This window comes from Spiroplasma endosymbiont of Apeira syringaria (assembly GCF_964020205.1).
Classification (GTDB): domain Bacteria; phylum Bacillota_I; class Bacilli_A; order Mycoplasmatales; family VBWQ01; genus Spiroplasma_E; species Spiroplasma_E ixodetis_A.
Genome location: NZ_OZ026543.1, coordinates 1,625,497 through 1,651,424 on the forward strand (window position 1 = coordinate 1,625,497; position 25,928 = coordinate 1,651,424).

30 protein-coding genes and 3 pseudogenes are annotated in these 25,928 nt (G+C 25.5%); 22 read left to right on the forward strand and 11 right to left on the reverse strand.

Features of this window, described 5'->3' with window-relative positions; all coding sequences use genetic code 4:
- Positions 1-20 precede the first annotated feature (20 nt).
- The gene (glpK, locus tag AACL02_RS10010) at positions 21-1,589 is read left to right on the forward strand and encodes a glycerol kinase GlpK (RefSeq protein WP_339041312.1); all 1,569 of its coding nucleotides are present in this window, start codon (positions 21-23) and stop codon (positions 1,587-1,589) included.
- A 110-nt stretch (positions 1,590-1,699) separates the two neighbouring features.
- Positions 1,700-2,940: pseudogene (locus AACL02_RS10015) on the forward strand (IS256 family transposase).
- 335 nt (positions 2,941-3,275) lie between these two features.
- On the opposite strand, the gene AACL02_RS10020 reads toward AACL02_RS10015, so the two are convergent.
- A complete protein-coding gene (locus AACL02_RS10020; protein WP_339041314.1) occupies positions 3,276-3,440 on the reverse strand; it encodes a hypothetical protein in 165 nt (54 codons plus the stop codon).
- Here AACL02_RS10020 and AACL02_RS10025 point away from each other — a divergent pair.
- Together AACL02_RS10025 and AACL02_RS10030 are read left to right on the forward strand one after the other, a co-directional pair.
- On the forward strand, positions 3,386-4,204 hold the full coding sequence (locus AACL02_RS10025; RefSeq protein WP_339041316.1) for an IS1595 family transposase: 819 nt from the start codon (positions 3,386-3,388) through the stop codon (positions 4,202-4,204). The genes AACL02_RS10020 and AACL02_RS10025 overlap by 55 nt on opposite strands.
- Before the next feature lie 1,252 nt (positions 4,205-5,456).
- Positions 5,457-5,969, forward strand: a complete 513-nt coding sequence (locus AACL02_RS10030; protein ID WP_281749673.1) for an IS1595 family transposase — start codon at positions 5,457-5,459, stop codon at positions 5,967-5,969.
- A gap of 53 nt (positions 5,970-6,022) precedes the next feature.
- Here AACL02_RS10030 and AACL02_RS10035 read toward each other — a convergent pair whose 3' ends face one another.
- Entirely contained in the window at positions 6,023-6,157 is a 135-nt protein-coding gene (locus AACL02_RS10035; protein ID WP_339041318.1) for a hypothetical protein, read from the reverse strand.
- Between the two features lie 237 nt (positions 6,158-6,394).
- Positions 6,395-7,216: an IS1595 family transposase gene (locus AACL02_RS10040; protein WP_281747836.1), complete on the reverse strand. Its 822-nt coding sequence runs from the start codon at positions 7,214-7,216 to the stop codon at positions 6,395-6,397.
- Between AACL02_RS10040 and AACL02_RS10045 the strand changes: the two genes are divergently transcribed.
- Positions 7,162-7,305 carry a hypothetical protein gene (locus AACL02_RS10045; RefSeq protein WP_339041320.1) on the forward strand — a complete coding sequence of 48 codons (144 nt, stop codon included), beginning with the start codon at positions 7,162-7,164 and terminating at the stop codon, positions 7,303-7,305. The genes AACL02_RS10040 and AACL02_RS10045 overlap by 55 nt on opposite strands.
- Positions 7,289-8,704 carry an asparagine--tRNA ligase gene (gene asnS / locus AACL02_RS10050; RefSeq protein WP_339041322.1) on the forward strand — a complete coding sequence of 472 codons (1,416 nt, stop codon included), beginning with the start codon at positions 7,289-7,291 and terminating at the stop codon, positions 8,702-8,704. Before AACL02_RS10045 ends, asnS begins: the two co-directional genes overlap by 17 nt.
- Before the next feature lie 368 nt (positions 8,705-9,072).
- Here the strand turns inward: asnS and AACL02_RS10055 are convergent, their stop codons facing one another.
- Complete coding sequence (locus tag AACL02_RS10055) at positions 9,073-9,657, reverse strand: IS1595 family transposase (protein WP_339041324.1); 585 nt, start codon at positions 9,655-9,657, stop codon at positions 9,073-9,075.
- A gap of 141 nt (positions 9,658-9,798) precedes the next feature.
- Between AACL02_RS10055 and AACL02_RS10060 the strand changes: the two genes are divergently transcribed.
- Entirely contained in the window at positions 9,799-10,020 is a 222-nt protein-coding gene (locus AACL02_RS10060; RefSeq protein ID WP_339041326.1) for a hypothetical protein, read from the forward strand.
- Here AACL02_RS10060 and AACL02_RS10065 read toward each other — a convergent pair.
- From AACL02_RS10065 to AACL02_RS10075, 3 genes are all read right to left on the reverse strand, one after another.
- Positions 10,010-10,291: a hypothetical protein gene (locus AACL02_RS10065; RefSeq protein ID WP_339041328.1), complete on the reverse strand. Its 282-nt coding sequence runs from the start codon at positions 10,289-10,291 to the stop codon at positions 10,010-10,012. The genes AACL02_RS10060 and AACL02_RS10065 overlap by 11 nt on opposite strands.
- 109 nt (positions 10,292-10,400) lie before the next feature.
- On the reverse strand, positions 10,401-10,922 hold the full coding sequence (gene greA, locus AACL02_RS10070; RefSeq protein WP_338973629.1) for a transcription elongation factor GreA: 522 nt from the start codon (positions 10,920-10,922) through the stop codon (positions 10,401-10,403).
- A gap of 109 nt (positions 10,923-11,031) precedes the next feature.
- Positions 11,032-11,379: an HPr family phosphocarrier protein gene (locus AACL02_RS10075; protein ID WP_281749432.1), complete on the reverse strand. Its 348-nt coding sequence runs from the start codon at positions 11,377-11,379 to the stop codon at positions 11,032-11,034.
- Positions 11,380-11,597: 218 nt separating this feature from the next.
- Here AACL02_RS10075 and rpmB point away from each other — a divergent pair, with 218 nt between their 5' ends.
- Positions 11,598-11,789, forward strand: coding sequence for a 50S ribosomal protein L28 (gene rpmB / locus AACL02_RS10080; RefSeq protein WP_252320665.1), 192 nt, complete (start codon positions 11,598-11,600; stop codon positions 11,787-11,789).
- A gap of 456 nt (positions 11,790-12,245) precedes the next feature.
- On the forward strand, positions 12,246-12,440 hold the full coding sequence (locus AACL02_RS10085; RefSeq protein WP_339041332.1) for a hypothetical protein: 195 nt from the start codon (positions 12,246-12,248) through the stop codon (positions 12,438-12,440).
- 153 nt (positions 12,441-12,593) lie between these two features.
- On the opposite strand, the gene AACL02_RS10090 is transcribed toward AACL02_RS10085, so the two are convergent.
- Positions 12,594-13,415, reverse strand: a complete 822-nt coding sequence (locus AACL02_RS10090; protein ID WP_339041334.1) for an IS1595 family transposase — start codon at positions 13,413-13,415, stop codon at positions 12,594-12,596.
- On the opposite strand from AACL02_RS10090, the gene AACL02_RS10095 reads away from it, so the two are divergent.
- The 4 genes from AACL02_RS10095 (at position 13,361) to AACL02_RS10110 (ending at position 15,260) form a co-directional block, all read left to right on the forward strand.
- A complete protein-coding gene (locus tag AACL02_RS10095) occupies positions 13,361-13,561 on the forward strand; it encodes a hypothetical protein (RefSeq protein WP_339041336.1) in 201 nt (66 codons plus the stop codon). The genes AACL02_RS10090 and AACL02_RS10095 overlap by 55 nt on opposite strands.
- Positions 13,561-13,797, forward strand: a complete 237-nt coding sequence (locus AACL02_RS10100) for a hypothetical protein (RefSeq protein WP_339041338.1) — start codon at positions 13,561-13,563, stop codon at positions 13,795-13,797. The genes AACL02_RS10095 and AACL02_RS10100 overlap by 1 nt, the downstream gene beginning before the upstream one ends.
- 129 nt (positions 13,798-13,926) lie before the next feature.
- Positions 13,927-14,304, forward strand: coding sequence for a hypothetical protein (locus AACL02_RS10105; protein ID WP_339041340.1), 378 nt, complete (start codon positions 13,927-13,929; stop codon positions 14,302-14,304).
- Positions 14,305-14,690: 386 nt separating this feature from the next.
- Positions 14,691-15,260 carry a DDE-type integrase/transposase/recombinase gene (locus tag AACL02_RS10110; protein ID WP_339041342.1) on the forward strand — a complete coding sequence of 190 codons (570 nt, stop codon included), beginning with the start codon at positions 14,691-14,693 and terminating at the stop codon, positions 15,258-15,260.
- Positions 15,261-15,313: 53 nt separating this feature from the next.
- Here the strand turns inward: AACL02_RS10110 and AACL02_RS10115 are convergent, their stop codons facing one another.
- Entirely contained in the window at positions 15,314-16,135 is an 822-nt protein-coding gene (locus tag AACL02_RS10115; protein WP_339041344.1) for an IS1595 family transposase, read from the reverse strand.
- 36 nt (positions 16,136-16,171) lie between these two features.
- Between AACL02_RS10115 and AACL02_RS10120 the strand changes: the two are divergent.
- From AACL02_RS10120 to AACL02_RS10135, 4 genes and pseudogenes are all read left to right on the forward strand, one after another.
- A pseudogene (locus AACL02_RS10120) lies at positions 16,172-16,390 on the forward strand (IS3 family transposase); the annotation flags it as partial.
- Positions 16,391-16,508: 118 nt separating this feature from the next.
- Entirely contained in the window at positions 16,509-17,102 is a 594-nt protein-coding gene (locus AACL02_RS10125) for a hypothetical protein (protein WP_339041346.1), read from the forward strand.
- 138 nt (positions 17,103-17,240) lie between these two features.
- Entirely contained in the window at positions 17,241-17,972 is a 732-nt protein-coding gene (locus tag AACL02_RS10130; protein ID WP_339041348.1) for an ABC transporter ATP-binding protein, read from the forward strand.
- Between the two features lie 83 nt (positions 17,973-18,055).
- On the forward strand, positions 18,056-18,739 hold the full coding sequence (locus AACL02_RS10135) for an ABC transporter permease (protein ID WP_339041350.1): 684 nt from the start codon (positions 18,056-18,058) through the stop codon (positions 18,737-18,739).
- A 105-nt stretch (positions 18,740-18,844) separates the two neighbouring features.
- On the opposite strand, the gene AACL02_RS10140 is transcribed toward AACL02_RS10135, so the two are convergent.
- Positions 18,845-19,444 (reverse strand): BspA family leucine-rich repeat surface protein, encoded by a 600-nt coding sequence (locus tag AACL02_RS10140; RefSeq protein ID WP_338973956.1) that lies wholly within the window; start codon positions 19,442-19,444, stop codon positions 18,845-18,847.
- 397 nt (positions 19,445-19,841) lie between these two features.
- On the opposite strand from AACL02_RS10140, the gene AACL02_RS10145 reads away from it, so the two are divergent.
- Both AACL02_RS10145 and AACL02_RS12540 read left to right on the forward strand, forming a co-directional pair.
- Positions 19,842-19,979 carry a hypothetical protein gene (locus tag AACL02_RS10145; RefSeq protein WP_339041352.1) on the forward strand — a complete coding sequence of 46 codons (138 nt, stop codon included), beginning with the start codon at positions 19,842-19,844 and terminating at the stop codon, positions 19,977-19,979.
- Positions 19,980-20,032: 53 nt separating this feature from the next.
- Positions 20,033-20,275 (forward strand): hypothetical protein, encoded by a 243-nt coding sequence (locus AACL02_RS12540; protein ID WP_422397856.1) that lies wholly within the window; start codon positions 20,033-20,035, stop codon positions 20,273-20,275.
- A 194-nt stretch (positions 20,276-20,469) separates the two neighbouring features.
- Here the strand turns inward: AACL02_RS12540 and AACL02_RS10150 are convergent, their stop codons facing one another.
- Positions 20,470-21,144 (reverse strand): IS1595 family transposase, encoded by a 675-nt coding sequence (locus tag AACL02_RS10150; protein ID WP_339043717.1) that lies wholly within the window; start codon positions 21,142-21,144, stop codon positions 20,470-20,472.
- A gap of 24 nt (positions 21,145-21,168) precedes the next feature.
- On the opposite strand from AACL02_RS10150, the gene AACL02_RS10155 reads away from it, so the two are divergent.
- The 3 genes and pseudogenes from AACL02_RS10155 (at position 21,169) to AACL02_RS10165 (ending at position 25,925) form a co-directional block, all read left to right on the forward strand.
- Entirely contained in the window at positions 21,169-21,528 is a 360-nt protein-coding gene (locus AACL02_RS10155; protein ID WP_339041354.1) for a hypothetical protein, read from the forward strand.
- 57 nt (positions 21,529-21,585) lie between these two features.
- Positions 21,586-22,824 (forward strand): annotated as a pseudogene (locus tag AACL02_RS10160) (IS256 family transposase).
- Between the two features lie 473 nt (positions 22,825-23,297).
- A complete protein-coding gene (locus AACL02_RS10165; RefSeq protein ID WP_339041356.1) occupies positions 23,298-25,925 on the forward strand; it encodes a valine--tRNA ligase in 2,628 nt (875 codons plus the stop codon).
- Positions 25,926-25,928: the final 3 nt, after the last annotated feature.

Sequence of the window (25,928 nt, forward strand, 5' to 3'; positions counted from 1 at the left end):
GTACAGAAAGGATAAATAATATGTCAGAAGAAAAAAAATATATTATGGCATTAGATGAAGGTACATCTAGTTGTCGTACTTTAATTATTGATAAAGAAGGAAAAATTACTTGTATCCATCAAATTGATATACCTCAGCACTACCCCCCTCAATCAGGTTGAGTTGAACATGATGCACTTGGAATTTGAAATAATCAATTAACAACAATGCAACAAGCTTTAAATAAAAGTAATATTAAATCTAATCAAATTGAAGCAATTGGTATTACTAATCAACGTGAAACAACAGTAGTATGAAATCGTGATACAGGTTTACCAATTTATAACGCTATTGTTTGACAAGATCGCAGAACAGCAGATTACTGTGAAGAGTTAACAAAAAAAGGATGAAAAGAAAAAATTCATAAAAAAACCGGCTTACTAATTGATTCTTATTTTTCTGCTACTAAAATAAAATGAATTTTAGATAATGTTAAAAATGCACGTGAATTAGCAAAAAAAGGAAAACTAGCTTTTGGTACTATTGATAGTTGATTAATTTATAAAATGACAAATGGTATTGAAAATAATGTTGAAAAAACTAAACATGTTATTGATATTACAAATGCTTCACGAACAATGTTATTCAACATTAATACTAAAAAATGAGATGAAGAATTACTAGAATTATTTGATATTCCTAAAAATATGCTACCAGAAGTAGTTCCCAGTTCAGGTAAAATTGGAACTACTTATAAAGGAATGTTATTCCAAAATGATGAGCAAGAAATTCCTATTACTGCTGCAATTGGTGATCAACAAGCTGCATTATTTGGTCAATTATGTTTAACACCTGGTGAAATCAAAAATACTTATGGTACTGGTTGTTTTATTTTAATGAACATTGGAAATACTCCTCTTTTTTCAAAACAAGGTTTACTAACCACTATTGCTTATCAAATATCAGACGAAGAACCAGTTTTTGCTTTAGAAGGTTCAGTTTTTATTGCAGGAGCTGCTGTTCAGTTTTTACGTGATCAATTACGAATGTTATATCGTTCCGATGAAAGTCTATGATATTCACAAATTGTTGATCCTAAAGAAGAACAGCGTATTTATGTAGTACCTGCTTTTGTTGGTTTGGGTGCCCCTTATTGAGATTCAACAGCACGTGGTGCTATATTTGGTTTAGAACGTGGTACGAAACGTGAACATATTGTTAAAGGTACCATTGAATCATTAGCTTATCAGTCACAAGATGTTATTCTGGCAATGCAAGCAGATGTTAAATTAAATAAAGATTTAAAAGATTTAAAAATTAAGATTAAAGTTGATGGTGGAGCAAGTAATAATTCATATATTATGCAATTCCAAAGTGACATTAGTCGTACTAATTTAATTAAACCTAAAAATACTGAGACTACAGCAATGGGTACTGCTTACTTAGCAGGACTTGCAATTGGATTTTGAAATATTAATGATATTAAAAAAATAAATAAAATTGAAAAAGAATATAAACCAATTATGACAGAAAAAAAAGCAGAAACTTTTTATAAGGGTTGACAAGAAGCAGTTAAAAGAACACGTGGTTGAACTACTTCTATTAAATAAAAATAACTGAATTGACGGAAATATTTAGTAATCTGTGTAACTTACAAAAATAACTATGTTTAATTAATTCTAGTAAATATAATTAAATGACTAGAAAGAGTGAGTTACAGATGGCTAAAAAAGATAACTTTAATAATAATGATCCAATATCAAAAGCAGTAGATTTATTACTAGAAAATACTGAAGATTTAACAACAGTTTTTAAACCTGGCGGTTTATATAAAGAATTAACAAAAAGATTAGTTGAAAAAATGTTGAATTCTGAAATGCAAAATTATTTAGGATATGAAAAAAATCAACATAGTACTACTGAAAATGCTCGTAATGGTACAAGTTCAAAAAAATTAATAACTCAAAACAAGGTAAAATTGAAATTGATGTACCAAGAGATCGCAATAGTAATTTTACTCCTGTAATAGTTCCTAAAAGGCAAAGAAGATTTGATGGTTTTGATCAACAAGTTCTTTCCTTGTATGCAAAAGGAATGACATTATCTGACATTAGAATGCAGTTGCAAGAGTTATATCATGGTGCTGATATTAGTGAAAGTGTTATTAGTCAAATTACTGATGATGTTATTGATGATGTTAAAGCATGACAAAATCGACCATTAGAAAGTATTTATCCTATTGTTTATTTTGATTGTATAGTAGTTAAAGTACGACAAGATAAACGGATTATTAACAAATCAGTTTATATAACATTAGGAGTTGATTTAGAAGGCAAAAAAGATGTTTTAGGATTATGAATTAGTGAAAATGAAGGTTCTAAGTTTTGATTATCTAATTTCACAGAAATGAAAAATCGTGGCTTAAATGATATTCTTATTGCTTGTAGTGATAATTTAACAGGCATGTCAGAAGCAATACAATCAGTTTATCCTAAAACAGAACATCAATTATGCATTGTTCATCAAATTAGAAATAGTTTAAAATATGTTTCATACAAACATCGAAAAGGTCTAGTTGCAGATTTAAAACCAATTTATAGTGCATGTAGTGAAGAACAAGCAATGCAAGCTTTAGAATCGTTTGAAAGTAAATGAAATAAACAATATCCTCAAATTACTAAATCTTGATATAAAAATTGAGATAATTTAATGGTTTTTATTAGTTATCCAGTAGAAATCAAAAGAGTGATTTATACTACAAATGCTATTGAATCTGTTAATAGTCAATTACGAAAAATCATCAGAAATAAAAAAGTTTTTCCTAATGATATGGCAGTTTTCAAAATATTTTACTTGGCAATTGAAAATATAACAAAAAAATGAACATTGCCTATTCAAAATTGAAATACAGCAATTGCTCATTTTATGATAAAATTTGAAGACAGAATTAATCTAAATTAGTAACTTTGTAAAACAAAGATACACAGATTATTAAAAAGCCTCTATTTAAAAGAATATAATCACTGTAAAAATTTAATTAATAATGGTAATTATGAACAATTAATTGATTATTTATATAAACAATTAGAAAATCATAAAAAATTAAAGAAAAAATATTTTAAAAATAATAAACAAGGTATTGAAAATCAAGGTAAGAAATGAAATATTGGTTGCTTTACTGAAACTAATATTTGGCATGTTTTAAAAGAAATGCTTGGTAATAGAACATATAATATTTTAATTTATATTAAAATGGTTATTTTTAAATGTAATAAGATAAATTTAGAAACATAGTTTTAATGAATGTAGTAATTATTGATTATTTCACAATTTGAAATAAAGTCTCAAAAATTTTTATTTTTAATTTTTATCGGACTTCTCCCCACATGTACTTGTGGAGGGAATAATGAAACTGAATGAATTCAACAATGCTTTTCAAACTGAACAGCAATGTCTTGCATATATAGCAAATTTGAAAGAAAACAAATGTATTAGGTGTTTTATTTTTAATTTGAATACTTCTGATTTAAAAAGAATGAGATGTTTAAAATGTAATCAAACATTTAGCATTCTCACAGGCACCATATTTTCAAGGTCACAAACATCTTTAACATCTTGGTTTTATCTTATCTTTAGATGAATAAAAACCAAACATGGAATTCCATCAACAGATATTGCAAAAGAATTGGGAGTGACTTTGAAAACTGCTTGAAGAATGACTCATAAAATCAGAACACGTATTGCACAAAAACCTCAATTTATTGTTGAAGGTACAGTGCAAATTGATGAAATGTATCTTTCACATATGGGTTTTAAAAAACAAGGAAGATCCTTGGTGAATAAAAATTTGATTGTTGGCATTTATCAAAAAACAACCAATAATTTAATTGTGAAAGTATTGAAAAACGCAAAGAGTAAAAATCTTTTGCAGTTTGCAAAAAACCACATTTCTTCAAAATGTCTTGTATATACTGATTCTTGAAAAGGATATTGCGATTTTAAATCAGTTTTCACTAAGCATGAAACAGTTAACCATCAAGATGGCTATGTTTCAAAAATTGGTGTAAATACCAACCAAATTGAATCAGTTTGAAAACATATAAGAAGAACATTTAAAACACATATCAAAGTTGCAAAACATCATGTTCATTTATATGCTAAAGAAGCTGCATATAAATTCAACAAGATACCTAGTTTTGAAACTGTAATTCTATGTTTGATTTAAAAATGTGGGGAGAAGTCCGTAGATAGGCTTTTCTCAGCATTTATGTGATAAAATTAAAATAGTACATAAAGGGAGAAAAGCCATTTTTATTTTTAAATAAACTATTCATAAAATTAATAATATAGTTATAAATATTAAAATTGGTACTAAAATCTCACAAAAAATAATTCCAATTTTAAATTGTAATAAAGAATAATGATAATAATTATGAACAGTATAATAGTTTCCAAAATTTTTAAGAGAAATATTATTATTACTTAAAATATAATATAAACTATATTTACTTCATAATATAAAACCATTATATTTAAATATTTTTTTTAAAATTTTATGTAAAGAAATATCTTTCGAGATTACTACTTCTTTTCCATGAAATAAACCTATTAATCACAATCCTATAATTAAAGTTAAAATAGTTAAAATAAATAATGATACAGTTATTAACTGTAATTTTTTAAGTGTTTTAATTTTCATTTTTAAATTCTCCTTAACTTTATTTCATAAGTTTAGCACTTACTAAATTTAATTATAAGTATTTTAGTTGCAATATTTTTAAAAAAATTATATGGGCGGTTGTCAAAGTTACGAAATAATTAATTATCATATTAGTAACTTATTTCCAAAAATGAATTATTTGAAAAATAATGAAAATTAGACAAAATTACTTTCTTTAACCCTTAAATTTAAATTTATATTTGACGTATTTTAAAAAATATACATTTAAAAAATAAAATAAAAATTATTAACAAAGTTATTAAGGAAAAAGGCAAGAAATAATCTTGTCTTTTGTCATTTATTTTTAATTCAAGGGTAAAAAAAGAAAGTTTTTATTTTTGAAAATGATTAGTTATCGACATCTTCGACACGCTCCCTCTTTCATTAATAAAAATCAATATTGATTATATTTACGGACTTCTCCCCACATGTACTTGTGGAGGGAATAATGAAACTGAATGAATTCAACAATGCTTTTCAAACTGAACAGCAATGTCTTGCATATATAGCAAATTTGAAAGAAAACAAATGTATTAGGTGTTTTAATTTTAATTTGAATACTTCTGATTTAAAAAGAATGAGATGTTTAAAATGTAATCAAACATTTAGCATTCTCACAGGCACCATATTTTCAAGGTCACAAACATCTTTAACATCTTGGTTTTATCTTATCTTTAGATGAATAAACACCAAACATGGAATTCCATCAACAGATATTGCAAAAGAATTGGGAGTGACTTTGAAAACTGCTTGAAGAATGACTCATAAAATCAGAACACGTATTGCAAAACAAAAACCTCAATTTATTGTTGAAGGTACAGTGCAAATTGATGAAATGTATCTTTCACATATGGGTTTTAAAAAACAAGGAAGATCCTTGGTGAATAAAACCTTGATTGTTGGCATTTATCAAAAAACAACCAATAATTTAATTGTGAAAGTATTGAAAAACGCAAAGAGTAAAAATCTTTTGCAGTTTGCAAAAAACCACATTTCTTCAAAATGTCTTGTATATACTGATTCTTGAAAAGGATATTGCGATTTTAAATCAGTTTTCACTAAGCATGAAACAGTTAACCATCAAGATGGCTATGTTTCAAAAATTGGTGTAAATACCAACCAAATTGAATCAGTTTGAAAACATATAAGAAGAACATTTAAAACACATATCAAAGTTGCAAAACATCATGTTCATTTATATGCTAAAGAAGCTGCATATAAATTCAACAAGATACCTAGTTTTGAAACTGTAATTCTATGTTTGATTTAAAAATGTGGGGAGAAGTCCGTAGATAGGCTTTTCTCAGCATTTATGTGATAAAATTAAAATAGTACATAAAGGGAGAAAAGCCTATATTTATATACAAAAGGTAAAACTGCAACTCCTTCATTATTACATCATGGTTCACTAACACCTATCATAAAGCCATTAGTAATTAACTTTAAAAATTTGCCCATAATAAACCCCCTTTACTATAAGTAATATTATAACATTAACTTAAAATTGAATTTCAAATTTTATACTAACTAAAAATAAAATTTATCCCAAATATTAATGAAAAAAATCATAAATAATTCCCTACTAAGATAATAGTTAATATATAATTTATTTAGGCTTTTCTCCCTTTATGTACTATTTTAATTTTATCACATAAATGCTGAGAAAAGCCTATCTACGGACTTCTCCCCACATTTTTAAATCAAACATAGAATTACAGTTTCAAAACTAGGTATCTTGTTGAATTTATATGCAGCTTCTTTAGCATATAAATGAACATGATGTTTTGCAACTTTGATATGTGTTTTAAATGTTCTTCTTATATGTTTTCAAACTGATTCAATTTGGTTGGTATTTACACCAATTTTTGAAACATAGCCATCTTGATGGTTAACTGTTTCATGCTTAGTGAAAACTGATTTAAAATCGCAATATCCTTTTCAAGAATCAGTATATACAAGACATTTTGAAGAAATGTGGTTTTTTGCAAACTGCAAAAGATTTTTACTCTTTGCGTTTTTCAATACTTTCACAATTAAATTATTGGTTGTTTTTTGATAAATGCCAACAATCAAGGTTTTATTCACCAAGGATCTTCCTTGTTTTTTAAAACCCATATGTGAAAGATACATTTCATCAATTTGCACTGTACCTTCAACAATAAATTGAGGTTTTTGTTTTGCAATACGTGTTCTGATTTTATGAGTCATTCTTCAAGCAGTTTTCAAAGTCACTCCCAATTCTTTTGCAATATCTGTTGATGGAATTCCATGTTTGGTGTTTATTCATCTAAAGATAAGATAAAACCAAGATGTTAAAGATGTTTGTGACCTTGAAAATATGGTGCCTGTGAGAATGCTAAATGTTTGATTACATTTTAAACATCTCATTCTTTTTAAATCAGAAGTATTCAAATTAAAATTAAAACACCTAATACATTTGTTTTCTTTCAAATTTGCTATATATGCAAGACATTGCTGTTCAGTTTGAAAAGCATTGTTGAATTCATTCAGTTTCATTATTCCCTCCACAAGTACATGTGGGGAGAAGTCCGTTTTTTTATTATATAAAAATAAATAGGAGGAACAATAATGATTTACACAATTAATAATTTATTTATTAATAGTAACGATAAAACTAAAAAAATACCAACACAAGTAACTGTTAACGGTTGGGTTCGTTCTAATCGAAATAGTAAAAAAGTTGGGTTTTTAGATTTAAACGATGGTTCTTCAATTAATAACTTACAAGTAGTATATGATCCAAATTTAGAAAGTAATAACAATTTAACTAATGTTACTACTGGTAGTGCTGTTACTATTACTGGTAATTTAATTTTAACACCAAATGCAAAACAACCATTTGAACTAAAAGTAATTACTGCTACTGTCTACAACATATGCGCTAATGATTATCCAATCCAAAAAAAAGAACATACAAATGAATTTCTTCGTGAACACGCACACTTACGTGTTCGTACTAATACTTTCTTGTCATTATTTAGAATTCGTGATCAAGTATCATGATCTATTCATAAATTTTTCCATGATAATCAATTTATTTACCTACATAGTCCTCTTATTACAGCTAATGATGCTGAAGGTGCTGGTGAAAATTTTATTGTTACTACTATAACTAATGATAAATATGAAAAGGATTTTTTTGGGAAAAAAGCCTCATTAACTGTTAGTGGTCAGTTAAATGCTGAAGCCTACGCTCAATCTTTACAAAAAGTTTACACATTTGGACCAACATTTCGTGCTGAAAAATCTAATACTACACGTCACGCAGCAGAATTTTGAATGGTAGAACCAGAATTTACCTTTAGTAATCTACAAGATAATATTATAATAGCCCAAAAACTAATAAAAAATGTTATTAGAGATGTTCTAAATAATTGTAATTCTGAATTAAAATTCTTAGAACAAAAACAAGAAACTAAAAATGAACAATCACTAATTGAAAAATTAGAAAAAATTGCCGATTTTAAATCTGATTTTAAAGTTATTACTTATACAGAAGTCATTGAATTACTTTTAAATGCACAAAAAAAAGGAAAAAAATTTGAATTTAATGAAATTAAATGAGGAATTGATTTACAATCAGAACATGAAAGATATTTATGTGAAGAAATAACTAAACAACCAACTTTTGTTATTAACTATCCACAAACCATCAAAGCTTTTTACATGAAACTTAATCCAATTGATAGTAATCATCCACAACAAAAAACAGTGGCAGCTATGGATTTATTAGTGCCAGGGATTGGTGAATTAATTGGTGGTTCTGTTCGTGAAGATAATTATGAACAATTACTAAAAAATAAAACTCAATTCAAAATTGAAGGTAATGATCTACAATGATATTTTGATTTAAGAAAATATGGATATGCACCAAGTGCTGGTTTTGGTTTAGGTCTAGAAAGATTTTTAATGTTTATTACTGGTATTAATAATATTAGAGATGTTATTCCTTTTCCTCGTACACCAAATAACTTATTATTCTAAAATAATAATATTTTAATAATATCTTTTTAAATTAAACTTATAATGTTATTTAAAAATCCTATTACCACATTAAAATCCAACATAATATATAATTAATTTAGTATTAAATAATTATGGCTTTTCTCCCTTTATGTACTATTTTAATTTTATCACATAAATGCTGAGAAAAGCCTATCTACGGACTTCTCCCCACATTTTTAAATCAAACATAGAATTACAGTTTCAAAACTAGGTATCTTGTTGAATTTATATGCAGCTTCTTTAGCATATAAATGAACATGATGTTTTGCAACTTTGATATGTGTTTTAAATGTTCTTCTTATATGTTTTCAAACTGATTCAATTTGGTTGGTATTTACACCAATTTTTTAAACATAGCCATCTTGATGGTTAACTGTTTCATGCTTAGTGAAAACTGATTTAAAATCGCAATATCCTTTTCAATAATCAGTATATACAAGACATTTTGAAGAAATGTGGTTTTTTGCAAACTGCAAAAGATTTTTACTCTTTGCGTTTTTCAATACTTTCACAATTAAATTATTGGTTGTTTTTTGATAAATGCCAACAATCAAGGTTTTATTCACCAAGGATCTTCCTTGTTTTTTAAAACCCATATGTGAAAGATACATTTCATCAATTTGCACTGTACCTTCAACAATAAATTGAGGTTTTTGTTTTGCAATACGTGTTCTGATTTTATTAGTCATTCTTCAAGCAGTTTTCAAAGTCACTCCCAATTCTTTTGCAATATCTGTTGATGGAATTCCATGTTTGGTGTTTATTCATCTAAAGATAAGATAAAAACAAGATGTTAAAGATGTTTGTGACCTTGAAAATATGGTGCCTGTGAGAATGCTAAATGTTTGATTACATTTTAAACATCTCATTCTTTTTAAATCAGAAGTATTCAAATTAAAATTAAAACACCTAATACATTTGTTTTCTTTCAAATTTGCTATATATGCAAGACATTGCTGTTCATTTTGAAAAGCATTTTTGAATTAATTCAGTTTCATTATTCCCTCCACAAGTACATGTGGGGAGAAGTCCGATAATTATTTAATAAGTTAAAAAAAAGAAATGATATTTATATGCCAAAATCATATGAAATTATAAAAACAATATTAAAAAATAATACTTTTAAATTAAAAAGTAAACGTTTAAATTTAGAAATAATGATTGATTATAATCAAAAAGATCTAATTAATGTTCAACACTCAATTTACAATAGTTCAAAAGCAACCATTTTTTTTAAAGAATTAAAAGAATTTTTAAAAAATGCTTACCATAATGCAGTTGCATCTAAAAAATAGATATCCCATGAGTAATAACAGCAACTTTTAATTTACCAAAATTTGAAATTAATCAAAAAAAATTACCAAATTCATCATATATAACTGAAATTAATGACTTAAAAAATAAAATTATTAAAGAAGGTATAACTATTAAAAATGATGAAACATACTTTGAAACTAAACTTTCTTTAAAAGAAATATGTGAAAACTTTAATATTGAAAATTCTAACATAAAAGAATTACTAAATAATTGCTTAAAAATCCCAGATAATAATTTTGAAAAAATCAAACAACAAAGTAATTTAGATACTAAAGAAAACAAAACTTATAATTATCATTCTGTTCAATTATAAATAATTAAAAATGATCACTATTTATTAGTGATCATTTTTAATTATTTATAATTGATTTTTTACTTCTATAATTTTTACCCTATATGTTTCTTTAATACCTTTAATATCAACAATATCACCAACAACACAATTCATAATTGATACTGCTAATGGGCACTCATTAGAAATTAATCCTTCAAATGGATTACTTTCAATACTTCCAACAATTTTAAATTTTTCTTCTGATTCAGAAACAATTTTACCATCTTTAATTTTTACAATTGTTACTCAACTACCAACACGAACTGCTTTGATATTACTATTTTTACGTTGTTTTTGTTCTTCAAGAATAACAGCACTAGTAATAATCGTTTCAAGTTCTTGAATGCGTGCTTCATTTTTGCCTTGCTCTTCACGCGCACTAGTATAATCAGCATTTTCTGATAAATCGCCATCAGCCCTAGCTGCTTTTAATCGTTCTTTTATTGATTCACGTTCAACATTAATTCGTTTATATAATTCAGTTTTTAACTTTTCTAAACCTTGTTCTGAAATTATTATTTCTTTATTTTTGTTAATTTCGCTCATTAAATGCCTCCATTTATATAATTTAATATTTTAAGAACGTAAATAATTATATCATAAGGATAAATGGTTTTAAAAAAAGTATTCAAAAGAATACTTTTTTTAAAACCATTTACTTTATTAATTTTTCTTCTTTTAATAAAGAAATAATTTCTGATTTAACTTCTTCAAGTTTTTTATCTTCTACTTTTTCATCCATTTTTGTAATAATAAAAGCAATTTTACTAAAATTTTTTGCTTGTAAACCTAGAAAATTAAGAACTGACTTAGCTTTAACTTTAGTTTCATTACCAGTAAGTTTTACTGACTTCGTAATATCTGCATTATCAGGTAATTTAATGACTTCTACCTCAATATTTTTATACTTACTAATAGCAGCTGCAATTTTGGCTATTGGTCGTGCATGTAAACCAATCTTTTTTTCATCATCAATTTGCACAGCATAAATAATACAATTCATTTTTTTCCTCCAAGATTTCTTAAAAATTTGTATAATATATTTTATTTATAACATATTTTTTATTTTTTAAAAAAAAATATATAATTTAAATTTTTCTTATTAAAATAATGACCTAGTAAATATTCAATTTTTTACAAATAAATTTTAATTTTTTTTAAAATAAATAAATAAATATGGTATTATTTATTAGTTAAAACATTAATAAGGAGAAAATAACTATGGCAAGAAAATGTGCTTTAAGTGGTATTGGTCCACTAGCTGGTAATAACCGTTCGCATGCGATGAACTCTTCTAGAAGAAAATGAAATCCAAACTTACAACCAGTAAAAATTGGTGGAAAAACTTTAATGATTAGTGCTCGTACTTTAAAAACTTTAAAGAAAAATAATGCTTTAGATAATAAAAAATAAAGTTATTTTATCTTTTGAAATATATAAATAAAGAATACTAATAAAAGAAAGAAATACTTTTCTTTTATTTTTTAGGGAGCGTGTCGAAGATGTCGATAACTAAAAAGTTTTAAAAATAGCTCATTTCTTTTTTAAACCCTTAAATTAAAAATAAATGACAAAAGACGAGAATAAAAATCTTGTCTTTTTTTGTGTAATTGTAAAATTTTAAAATTTTTATTATTAACATCCTTTAAATATCTACTACACGCAGTGACCAAGTAGGAGAAAGTTAATAATTAATAATCTTCTTTAACGCTATTATCAACACGTGTTAGGGAACTAAAAAAGTGAACTACAACACAGTTGTTAAAAATAGTAGCTAGAGCATGTGGACTTGCATGGATAAATAAAAAGTGGAGTGATACCTAATAAATTATACTAACCATTAATGGTAATTCTTGGGGTGGGAGCGAATTGGAAACTAGTATATATAGACCTGTTGTAGGGACCTATTGTATTAATTCTATTCTTTATTTAACCAACATTGCCACTCCCCAGTGAGCAAGTGTTGGTTTTATTTTTTATTTTTTTGAAAAAATTTTTGGGCGAGAAAATAAATTTCAAACTTGTAAAAAAAATTGAGCGGTGCCGGTTCAATTAAAATATTAATTTGTTTAACACAAATTAAATAAATATTGAATCGAATGCCTCAATGTTTTTTAAAATTTCATAATTTATTTGGCTTTTCTCCCTTTATGTACTATTTTAATTTTATCACATAAATGCTGAGAAAAGCCTATCTACGGACTTCTCCCCACATTTTTAAATCAAACATAGAATTACATTTTCAAAACTAGGTATCTTGTTGAATTTATATGCAGCTTCTTTAGCATATAAATGAACATGATGTTTTGCAACTTTGATATGTGTTTTAAATGTTCTTCTTATATTTTTTCAAACTGATTCAATTTGGTTGGTATTTACACCAATTTTTGAAACATAGCCATCTTGATGGTTAACTGTTTCATGCTTAGTGAAAACTGATTTAAAATCGCAATATCCTTTTCAAGAATCAGTATATACAAGACATTTTGAAGAAATGTGGTTTTTTGCAAACTGCAAAAGATTTTTACTCTTTGCTTTTTTCAATACTTTCACAATTAAATTATTGGTTGTTTTTTGATAAATGCCAACAATCAAGGTTTTATTCACCAAGGATCTTCCTTGTTTTTTAAAACCCATATGTGAAAGATACATTTCATCAATTTGCACTGTACCTTCAACAATAAATTGAGGTTTTTGTTTTGCAATACGTGTTCTGATTTTATGAGTCATTCTTCAAGCAGTTTTCAAAGTCACTCCCAATTCTTTTGCAATATCTGTTGATGGAATTCCATGTTTGGTGTTTATTCATCTAAAGATAAGATAAAACCAAGATGTTAAAGATGTTTGTGACCTTGAAAATATGGTGCCTGTGAGAATGCTAAATGTTTGATTACATTTTAAACATCTCATTCTTTTTAAATCATAAGTATTCAAATTAAAACTAAAACACCTAATACATTTGTTTTCTTTCAAATTTGCTATATATGCAAGACATTGCTGTTCATTTTGAAAAGCATTGTTGAATTCATTCAGTTTCATTATTCCCTCCACAAGTACATGTGGGGAGAAGTCCGAAATTAATTTTAGATATCGATGAAATTATAAATGATAAAAATCCACATAGAACTTATACAGAATATGTCTTTTCTTTAAAAGAAAGAATTGAAAATGGAGAATTTGACTAATGATTATATTACCTACTTTATTTGAAAATAAAGATGAAATTGAAATATTATCACCATTTCCAAAAGCAATTCATACCAGTAATGATATTAGAGCAATTATTTTAAGACAATATCCAAATGTTAAATCAAAACACATAATTGTTTCTGACCAGGAAAGTAATGTTGCATTAATAGTTGGTGATAATGATGTTTATCAAGGTTGAATTAAAGTAACAATTAAAAAATTAGAAAATTAAAGGAGAATAAACAAATGCAGAAGGAAAAAATTAAAATTAGAAATTATGAATTTGAATTAAATTATTATGTAGTAGATTATTTACTAGATGTTATAAGAGAACTAATAAAAACAAATAAAGGAGATTAAAATGCCAAACGAAAATACACAATCAAATTATACTTTAACTAAATTAATTAGAACTGGTATAAGTCCAATTTGTGCAATGATTGGTACAAGTGCTTATTATGGTCAAGTAATTGTAAATCCAGTATTAGGTTCAATTAATAGTTTATTATTTGGTAAAAAATTAGGTTTAGATATTTGAAATTTAAATCAAAGACCAAATACTAAAACTAAATTAATTAATAGTGGTAAAAAAATATTACTAGGATTAGGGACTATTGGTTTAGCAAATTATAGTAAATGAACAGAAAATAATATTACTCCAATTATTCCAACAACACCAACTCCAATCACTACTACAACTACAACAGAAGGTCCACCAAAGTCATCATTAGCAATATAATGGATGGGTTACACTTTATTGGACACTAATTACATAGACAAGTGAACAAAGAAAGGAACTATAATTATGGCCAATATTAACTCATATACCGATGAATTTAAAAAACAAATAGTAGCTTTATATCAAAGTGGCAAATCAGTATCTTGCCTTGTTAAATAATATAATGTTACAAGAGCAGCTACTTACAATTGAATTAAGCAATTTACTAATTCAGGTAGTTTTAAAACTAAAGATAATCGTTCTGTTGAAGAAAATGAATTAATTAAATTAAGAAAAGAATTAAAACAATTAAGAATGGAAAATGATATTTTAAAGCAAGCAGCACTAATAATAGGCAGAAAGTAGAGATTATTGCAAATAATAAATCTAAATATAAAATTCGCACAATGTGTCATTTTTTAAAACTCTCTAAATCAACATATTATTTTAATTTAAAGAAAAAAAATAAAATTCAAAATAATATTTATGAACAAGCTGTTATTAGTGCTTTTAAAAAAAATAAAGAAGTTTATGGTACTAGAAGATTAAAAGTCATTCTAGAAAACCAAGAAATTTATTTATCAAGACGAAAAATTAAAGAAATTATGAATAAACATAATTTAATATCAAAATACACTAAATTATCATTCAAAAATTATCATAATAAAGTCAATGATAGTCAAATAACCAATCTTGTTAATAGAAACTTTAATAATAGAGTTAAAAATGAAGTTATTGTTAGTGATTTAACTTATGTTCAAGTAAATGGTAAGTGAAACTATATTTGTTTATTAATTGACCTATTTAACCGCGAAATAATTGGACATAGTGTAGGTACTAAAAAAGATGCATCATTAGTATATCAAGCATTTATGCACTCAAATCGCTGTTTAAAAGATATTCAAATATTTCATAGTGATCGCGGTAATGAATTTAATAATAAAATTAGGCTTTTCTCCCTTTATGTACTATTTTAATTTTATCACATAAATGCTGAGAAAAGCCTATCTACGGACTTCTCCCCACATTTTTAAATCAAACATAGCATTACAGTTTCAAAACTAGGTATCTTGTTGAATTTATATGCAGCTTCTTTAGCATATAAATGAACATGATGTTTTGCAACTTTGATATGTGTTTTAAATGTTCTTCTTATATGTTTTCAAACTGATTCAATTTGGTTGGTATTTACACCAATTTTTGAAACATAGCCATCTTGATGGTTAACTGTTTCATGCTTAGTGAAAACTGATTTAAAATCGCAATATCCTTTTCAAGAATCAGTATATACAAGACATTTTGAAGAAATGTGGTTTTTTGCAAACTGCAAAAGATTTTTACTCTTTGCGTTTTTCAATACTTTCACAATTAAATTATTGGTTGTTTTTTGATAAATGCCAACAATCAAGGTTTTATTCACCAAGGATCTTCCTTGTTTTTTAAAACCCATATGTGAAAGATACATTTCATCAATTTGCACTGTACCTTCAACAATAAATTGAGGTTTTTGTTTTGCAATACGTGTTCTGATTTTATGAGTCATTATTCAAGCAGTTTTCAAAGTCACTCCCAATTCTTTTGCAATATCTGTTGATGGAATTCCATGTTTGGTGTTTATTCATCTAAAGATAAGATAAAACCAAGATGTTAAAGATGTTTGTGACCTTGAAAATATGGTGCCTGTGAGAATGCTAAATGTTTGATTACATTTTAAACATCTCATTCTTTTTAAATCAGAAGTATTCAAATTAAAACTAAAACACCTAATACATTTGTTTTCTTTCAAATTTGCTATATATGCAAGACATTGCTGTTCAGTTTGAAAAGCATTTTTGAATTCATTCAGTTTCATTATTCCCTCCACAAGTACATGTGGGGAGAAGTCCGTAAAATTATTGATAAACTTTTACTAGCATTCAATATTAATCGCTCTTTAAGCAAAAAAGGTTGTCCTTATGATAACGCTGTTGCTGAAGCAACCTTTAAAACTTTCAAAACCGAATTTATTAATGATAAAAATTTTACATCATTAATCCAATTAAAATTAGAATTATTTGATTACATCAATTGATATAACAACATAAGAATTCACGGCACTTTAAACTAATTAACTCCAGTTAATTATCAAAAACAAATGTCTACCAAAAAATAGTCCTAAAAAGGGTTGCCATTCCACTGGTTCTGTTTATAAAAGTGATGGAATACATAAATTTGAAAAAATTTTATTGCCAGATTCAACAAATTGAATATGAACTTTAGCAGTTAATAAAAAAACCGGCATTGTTTATGTTGGAAATGATGATGGTGTATATAGCATTGATAAAAATAGTAACGTTAATCATATGTTAGGAACACATGATTATATTAATAGTTTAGCAATAGGTGAAGATGGTTCTGTTTTTGCTGGAACTAATAATCATGGTAAAATTTATAAAAGTAATGGTGTAAATGATTTTCAATTAATTAAAGAACAAAATGATGCTGGATCAATAAAAAGTTTAGTCATAGATACTATTGGAACTATTTTTGCTGGTTCTGATAATGGTAATATTTATCAAATTAATAGTGGAATGTATTCTAAAATTTTAAATACAGGTCATGAAATTAAACGATTAATTATTGATAGAGATGGTGTTTTGTTTGCTGGTGTTGATTCAAATCAAATATATAAAAAAGTAAAAAAATCATCTACTTTTTACAATATGTTAGGAATAGATAATGATAATGAACATATTCTTGCCTTAACAATTAATTCAGAAAACACTTTATATGCTGCAGGAACTGAAGGCATTTTGTATTCAAATAAAAATTTTAAGTAACATTTTAAATGTTACTTAAAATTAAATATATTAAAAAAAGATTTTAATTAAAAAATGTTGGCTGTTATGATATAAAATTATATTTTTTTAATGCTATACTTATTTATAAAGTTTAAAATAATATGAAAGGAAGCAATTATGAAAGTAATTAAGGTTAAAAATATTACTAAGTCATATAATGGTAATGTTGTACTGGGACCTATTAATTTAGAAATTGAGAGTGGTAGTTCTGTTGCTATTTTTGCTGCTAATGGTGCTGGTAAAACCACATTATGTGAGATTATTAGTAATACTAAAAATACAAGTACAGGAGAAATTGAATATAACTTTAATAAAAAAGATATTCCATATGTTGTTGGAATAAATTTTCAAGATCAAGTTTATCCTAACTTTATAACAGTTAAAGAATTAATAAATTTTTATCATAAAATTTATTTAGATAAAATAAAACCCGAAATTTTTAATAGTATGTTAGATAAGTTTCAATTAAAAGAATTATACAAACGTAAAGTAAATAGTTTATCGGGTGGTCAAAGACAAAGAGTTAATTTATTTTTATCATTATTTCATCAACCAAAAATTTATATTGGTGATGAGATTTCAACTGGTTTAGATGTTAAAACAAGAATTGATATTATTAATTTTTTACAAGAACAAATTAGTTTGAATAACATTACTTTAATTTTAGTTAGTCATAACTTAGATGAAATACAAGCTTTATGTAAACGTATTATTTTTTTAAAGGATGGTCAAATTATTGATGATACTACTGTTGTTGAAGTTACTAAAAAATATGGTTCATTATTAAAATATTATTTAGAAAAAACAGAAACATCATTAGAAATAACTACGAGAAAGGAAAAAAAATAATGCTAGCAATGTTTCAATTATTATTTGGTTATTTTAAGAAATCTTTCCATAGTATTTTCTTTGGCTTTATTTTCCCTATTATTATGTTAACAATTTTAGTTGCTGTATTAACACCTGGTAACCCAAATGCTGCACAAACAGTATTACCGGGGTTAGTGATGTCAGCTTCACCAGTATTAGGAATTGTTACTTTATCAATGACATATTCTGATTTTAAACAATCAATAATTATTAAAAGAATTGGTGCAACACCATTAAAACCATGACAATTTATTAGTAGTATTTTAATATTTCATGTTATTTTAATTTTTATTGGTAGTTTTTGAACATTAGGAATTGGTGCAGCTTTATATCATAATCAGATTAATTGAGAACTAATTAATTGAGGTTATATATTACTAGCAATTCTGCTTTCATCAATTATGTGTTCAGCAGTAGGAATAATGGTTGGTATTCTTGCTTCTGATTTTAAAATTGCTAATGCTTTTGCTTTATTATTATATTTGCCAACGTCATTTTTATCGGGTCAATATATTCCGTATGTAGCCATTAAAGGACAACCAGTTTTAGTTATTATTGCTAAAATTATTCCTTTTTCTTATCCTGTTTCTATTATGAATAGAGGATGAAATAATTATGGTACTCCAAATGATTTAATCAATGCAGCACTTTTTGATAATTACTGAATACCGATTTTAGTTAGTTTACTTTGAATTGGAGCATTAATATTTGGAGCAATTATGGCTTATAAATATCGACGTAAATAAGTAAATAAGAAAAAATATTTGTTTATAAAGAAATTATTTAAATTTTAAAAAATATTTACAAAATAAACAAGCCTAATTAGGCTTGTTTTGATTTATTTTTAAAAATTAATGATACTTAAATTTTGGTCATTTACTTCGGCTATCAATTCCTGAATTAGTAGCAAAAAGATCAAAATTATTAACTTTTTCCACATTTCATGCTGAAAGGTTCTGATTAAATTTTTTTGCATTTCAAAACATTCCCATCATATTTGTTACTTTTGAAGTATTTCACTTTGAAATGTCTTGATTAAATTTTTTTGCATCATAAAACATATAACTCATATCTACTATATTTGATATATTTCAAGAAGATATGTTTTGATCAAATGTTAGATTATCAGCAAACATATTACTTAAAGAAGTAATTTTTGTTGGTAATTGATCTGGTACTTTTTCAACTATTCTTGGCATTTTAACAGCTTGAATTTCTCTAATTCCATTTTCAAAAAATCCGATTTGAATAATTTCTTTACTATCTATATTTGATAAATCTTTTTTATTTGTTTCTACTTTTGTTCCTGTTTTGTCAATATAAATTGTATCTTGTTGTATTTTATTTTGTGTAATATTAGTATTTTGTTTGATAGTGTTTAAGAAACTAGTTAAATTACCTGTGGTTGTTGCAAGTGTTAAAACACTTAATGTTTTGATTAATATTTTCATTAAGATCTCCTTTTTTGTTTTTCCCCAATAACTTCTTAAGTTTAAGAAGTTAATTTATATTTTAAGTCGTTTAAAAATAAATGCAATAAGTGTTTAGTTTATGATAGAAATAAAAATATATAAATATTAGGAAAAAATTTTATGTTATTAGTAAGGTTAAATGTAATAAAAAAGTTATATAATATATTTTTTGCATACAATTTGTTTTTTTTAAAAAAAGATATTTTATGATATTATTAAATTAATTTAATAACTGTTAATTACTAGTATAGATAGTTTTACCTATATTAGTTTTTTTGTTTTTATTAAATTAATTTAATTAAAAAAATATTATATATTAGGTTTATTGCGTTTAAAGTCAAGTTTTATATTGAATTTATTAGAAAGAAGTTAAAATATGGCAAACGGCAGAGAAGTTATTATTACTAATAATTTAAATAATCCAAGTATAAAAAGTTTATTAATTGATGAATTTAGTAATAAAATTGGTGACGCATTACTTATTATTGATTTAGAAAAAAAGAAGATATTTTAGAAAGTATATTTATTGAAGAAAAATATCGTAAGCAACAATATGGTAGTTTACTTATTTACAAAATTTTTGAGATATGTCATAGCAATAATATCGAAAACCTTATTTTATTATCAGATCAAACTAATGCTACTGTCGGTGAATTTTATGAAAAATTAGGATTCACTTATGCATGAAATAAAAAAACTTTTTTTTATGATTATGAAATTAATATACCTCATGCAATTTTTAATAAAAGAGATGATATTAAAAAGTGAAAAAATATTAAAAGGCTTTTCTCCCTTTATGTACTATTTTAATTTTATCACATAAATGCTGAGAAAAGCCTATCTACGGACTTCTCCCCACATTTTTAAATCAAACATAGCATTACAGTTTCAAAACTAGGTATCTTGTTGAATTTATATGCAGCTTCTTTAGCATATAAATGAACATGATGTTTTGCAACTTTGATATGTGTTTTAAATGTTCTTCTTATATGTTTTCAAACTGATTAAATTTGGTTGGTATTTACACCAATTTTTGAAACATAGCCATCTTGATGGTTAACTGTTTCATGCTTAGTGAAAACTGATTTAAAATCGCAATATCCTTTTCAAGAATCAGTATATACAAGACATTTTGAAGAAATGTGGTTTTTTGCAAACTGCAAAAGATTTTTACTCTTTGCGTTTTTCAATACTTTCACAATTAAATTATTGGTTGTTTTTTGATAAATGCCAACAATCAAGGTTTTATTCACCAAGGATCTTCCTTGTTTTTTAAAACCCATATGTGAAAGATACATTTCATCAATTTGCACTGTACCTTCAACAATAAATTGAGGTTTTTGTTTTGCAATACGTGTTCTGATTTTATGAGTCATTCTTAAAGCAGTTTTCAAAGTCACTCCCAATTCTTTTGCAATATCTGTTGATGGAATTCCATGTTTGGTGTTTATTCATCTAAAGATAAGATAAAACCAAGATGTTAAAGATGTTTGTGACCTTGAAAATATGGTGCCTGTGAGAATGCTAAATGTTTGATTACATTTTAAACATCTCATTCTTTTTAAATCAGAAGTATTCAAATTAAAATTAAAACACCTAATACATTTGTTTTCTTTCAAATTTGCTATATATGCAAGACATTGCTGTTCAGTTTGAAAAGCATTGTTGAATTCATTCAGTTTCATTATTCCCTCCACAAGTACATGTGGGGAGAAGTCCGTATTAAAATAAAAGAAATTTTTATTGATTTTGATAAGTCAAAATCAAAAGCTATAAATGATGAACAAAAGATATTAGAGGATAGTGAAATATTATCTAGTATTTTAGATGAAGTTTTAATACATGAAGAATCAATTTTAAAGGAGGATTATCAAAAAGTTATTGATTGATTTAATCAACAAAGAGAACAAATAATCAAAAATCCAAAACAATGATGAAATACTTTAACCCCCAAACAAGTAGATGTTGTTAAAAATGAGGCAAAAAAATGGTGAAATAACTTAACACCAGAACAAAGAAAATTAGAGGAAATGTTTAGTAATCTGTGTAACTTACAAAAATAACTATGTTTAATTAATTCTAGTAAATATAATTAAATGACTAGAAAGAGTGAGTTACAGATGGCTAAAAAAGATAACTTTAATAATAATGATCCAATATCAAAAGCAGTAGATTTATTACTAGAAAATACTGAAGATTTAACAACAGTTTTTAAACCTGGCGGTTTATATAAAGAATTAACAAAAAGATTAGTTGAAAAAATGTTGAATTCTGAAATGCAAAATTATTTAGGATATTAAAAAAATCAACATAGTACTACTGAAAATGCTCGTAATGGTACAAGTTCAAAAAAATTAATAACTCAACAAGGTAAAATTGAAATTGATGTACCAAGAGATCGCAATAGTAATTTTACTCCTGTAATAGTTCCTAAAAGGCAAAGAAGATTTGATGGTTTTGATCAACAAGTTCTTTCCTTGTATGCAAAAGAAATGACATTATCTGACATTAGAATGCAGTTGCAAGAGTTATATCATGGTGCTGATATTAGTGAAAGTGTTATTAGTCAAATTACTGATGATGTTATTGATGATGTTAAAGCATGACAAAATCGACCATTAGAAAGTATTTATCCTATTGTTTATTTTGATTGTATAGTAGTTAAAGTACGACAAGATAAACGGATTATTAACAAATCAGTTTATATAGCATTAGGAGTTGATTTAGAAGGCAAAAAAGATGTTTTAGGATTATGAATTAGTGAAAATGAAGGTTCTAAGTTTTGATTATCTAATTTCACAGAAATGAAAAATCGTGGCTTAAATGATATTCTTATTGCTTGTAGTGATAATTTAACAGGCATGTCAGAAGCAATACAATCAGTTTATCCTAAAACAGAACATCAATTATGCATTGTTCATCAAATTAGAAATAGTTTAAAATATGTTTCATACAAACATCGAAAAGGTCTAGTTGCAGATTTAAAACCAATTTATAGTGCATGTAGTGAAGAACAAGCAATGCAAGCTTTAGAATCGTTTGAAAGTAAATGAAATAAACAATATCCTCAAATTACTAAATCTTGATATAAAAATTGAGATAATTTAATGGTTTTTATTAGTTATCCAGTAGAAATCAAAAGAGTGATTTATACTACAAATGCTATTGAATCTGTTAATAGTCAATTACGAAAAATCATCAGAAATAAAAAAGTTTTTCCTAATGATATGGCAGTTTTCAAAATATTTTACTTGGCAATTGAAAATATAACAAAAAAATGAACATTGCCTATTCAAAATTGAAATACAGCAATTGCTCATTTTATGATAAAATTTGAAGACAGAATTAATCTAAATTAGTAACTTTGTAAAACAAAGATACACAGATTATTAAAAAGCCTCTTATTATAAAAACAAGCATATCAAAAAAAGACAATAAAAAAAGATGATACTCCTTTATTGTGTGATTTTGATCAAAATATAAAAAATAAATTAGACTGCATGCAGTCTATGAAAACATCAACTCCTTTTTTTAAAAAAGATAATTTTAATATTTAGATTTTTTCTTTTCTCAAATGTCTTGTTTTTTAAAATTAACAATGTAAAATAAAATACATAATTAATTTAAAATATAAAAGAGTAAAATTAAATGGTAATTTAGAGACTTAGTGGTTGCTGTAAACTAAGCAAGTTTAATTTGAAGGTAACTTATATTATTAGTAATTTAAATAATAATTAAGTGCATTTACTTTGTAAATGAATTAGGATGGTACCGCGTTAAAAAACGTTCCTATTTGTGGAATGTTTTTTTATTTTAAAAAGGAGTATAACAAATGAATAGAAATTTAAACAAAAAATATAATCATATTGAAATTGAAAAGGATCGTTATCAACAATGAGTAAAATCTGGATTATTTAAGGCAAATGTTAGTTCTATTAATCCTACATTTTCTATTATCTTACCACCACCCAATGTAACCGGACTTTTACATTTAGGTCATGCTTGAGATAGTACTATCCAAGATTTATTAATTCGTTATAAACGTTTACAAGGATTTAATACTTTATTTATACCCGGTATGGATCATGCTGGCATTGCCACACAAGTTAAAGTTGCACAACGTATTAAAGAAGAACAAAAAATTAATTTGCAAGAATTAGGTAAAGATAAATTTTTAAAACAAGCATGAAAATGAAAAACAGAATATGCACAAAACATAAGAAAACAGTGAGCAAAACTTGGTTTAGCATTAGATTATTCGCATGAAGTATTTACTTTAGATGAAAATGTTAAACAAGCAGTTAATGAAGTATTTGTAAAGTTATATAAAGAAGGTTTAGTTTATAGAGGAAAAAAGATAGTAAATTGAGATTCAGAATTAAAAACCGCTATTTCTAATATTGAAGTAAATTATCATGAAACAAAAGGAAAAATGTATTATTTAAAATATTTTATAGAAAATAGTAGTGAATTTATTACTATTGCTACTACCAGACCAGAAACAATGTTTGCTGATCAGTGTATAGTTGTAAATAGTAAAGATAAACGTTATTTACAATTTATTGGTAAAATGGTTATTAATCCGGCTAATAAAATGTTAATTAAAGTCATTGCTGATGATTATGTTGATATGAATTTTGGAACGGGTGCTATGAAATGTACACCGGCTCATGATGCTAATGACTATGAAATTGCATTACGTCACAATTTAGCAATGCCTATTTGTATGAATGTTGATGGAACTATGAATGAATTAGCACAATCATATATTAATCAAGATCGAATGGTATGTCGTAAACAATTAGTTGAACAATTAAGAAAAGAAAATTTAGTTGTAAAGGTTGAAGACCATCTTCATCAAGTTGGTTATTCAGAAAGAAGTAACGCTATTATTGAACCATATTTATCACAACAATGATTCATAAAAATGAAACCATTAGTTGAAATGATTATTGATAAACAAAAAAATAAGAAAACAAAGATTGATTTTCATCCAATATTATTTGAACAACAACTTTTGCAGTGATTAAATAATATTCAAGATTGATGTATTTCCCGTCAATTGTGATGGGGTCATTCGCTTCCGGTTTGATATCATAAAAAAACTAAGAAAATTTATGTTGATAATAACCCACCATCACCAATTAACGATTATATTCAAGAATCAGACGTATTAGATACATGATTTTCTAGCGGTTTATGACCTTTTGTAACCTTGGGTTGACCACAAAAAAATGTTGATTTGCAAAAATATTATCCAATATCAGTATTAGTTACTGCTTATGATATTTTATTTTTTTGAGTTGCACGAATGATGTTTATGGGTTGAAAATTTACTAATCAAAAACCATTTACTAATGTTTTAATTCATGGTTTAATTCGTGATGAACAAGGTAGAAAAATGTCAAAATCATTAAATAATGGAATTGATCCAATGGAAGTTATTAAAAAGTATGGTGCGGATGCTTTACGTTACTTTTTAGTTAGCAATTGTGCTCCCGGTCAAGATTTAAGATTTAGTATTACTAAAGTTGAGTCAGCTTGAAATTTCAATAATAAGTTATGAAACGCTGCACGTTATGTGCTAATGAATATTGATGATAAGTTTCAATTGGATGAAAATATTGTCTATAATAATTCGTTATCATTTATTGATCAATGAATTTTACAAGAACTTAATCAATTGATTATTTATGTAGAGCAATATATGGAAAAATATGAATTTGTTTTAGTAGTTAAAGCACTATCAAATTTTATATGAAATAAATATTGTTCTTGATATATTGAATTAAATAAAGTTAATTTACAAAATAAAGAGCAACAAAGTAACTCATTACAAACATTATATTATGTTTTACAGCAAATTATTATTATGGTTCATTCCTTTATTCCCTTTATTACAGAAGCAATTTATGAAGAAATGGGGTATAAAAATAGCATTTTAACAAATAAGTTTCCTAAAGTTAAAGTTATGGAAAAAACAAAAGTTGTAACACAATTTGTTGAAATATTAATTGAAATTATTGGTAATATTCGAGAAATTCGTAAAGAACTTAATTTATCTTTAAAATTACCGTTAACTATTCATATCAATACGACTAATTCTTTTTTTGAAGTAGAAAAAAATACTTTAAATCCTTATTTATTACAATTAACTAATAGTCAAATTGTTACTATTAGTGATAGTCCGTTGTCTGTTAATAATAAAATAATTAAAATTATTAATTCAGCAGTAATAGAAATTAATGTTTCAAATTTATTTAATAAAGAAGAACAATTAGCAAAATTAAAAGGGGAATTAGTTTATATTGAAAATGAAATAAAACGTAGTAAAGATATTTTAAATAACCAACAATTTTTAGCAAAGGCACCACCAAAAAAAGTTGAAATAGAAAAGCAGAAATTAGAAAAGTATCAAAATCAAAAAAAATTAATCAATGCCAAGATTAAAGAATTATAAAAA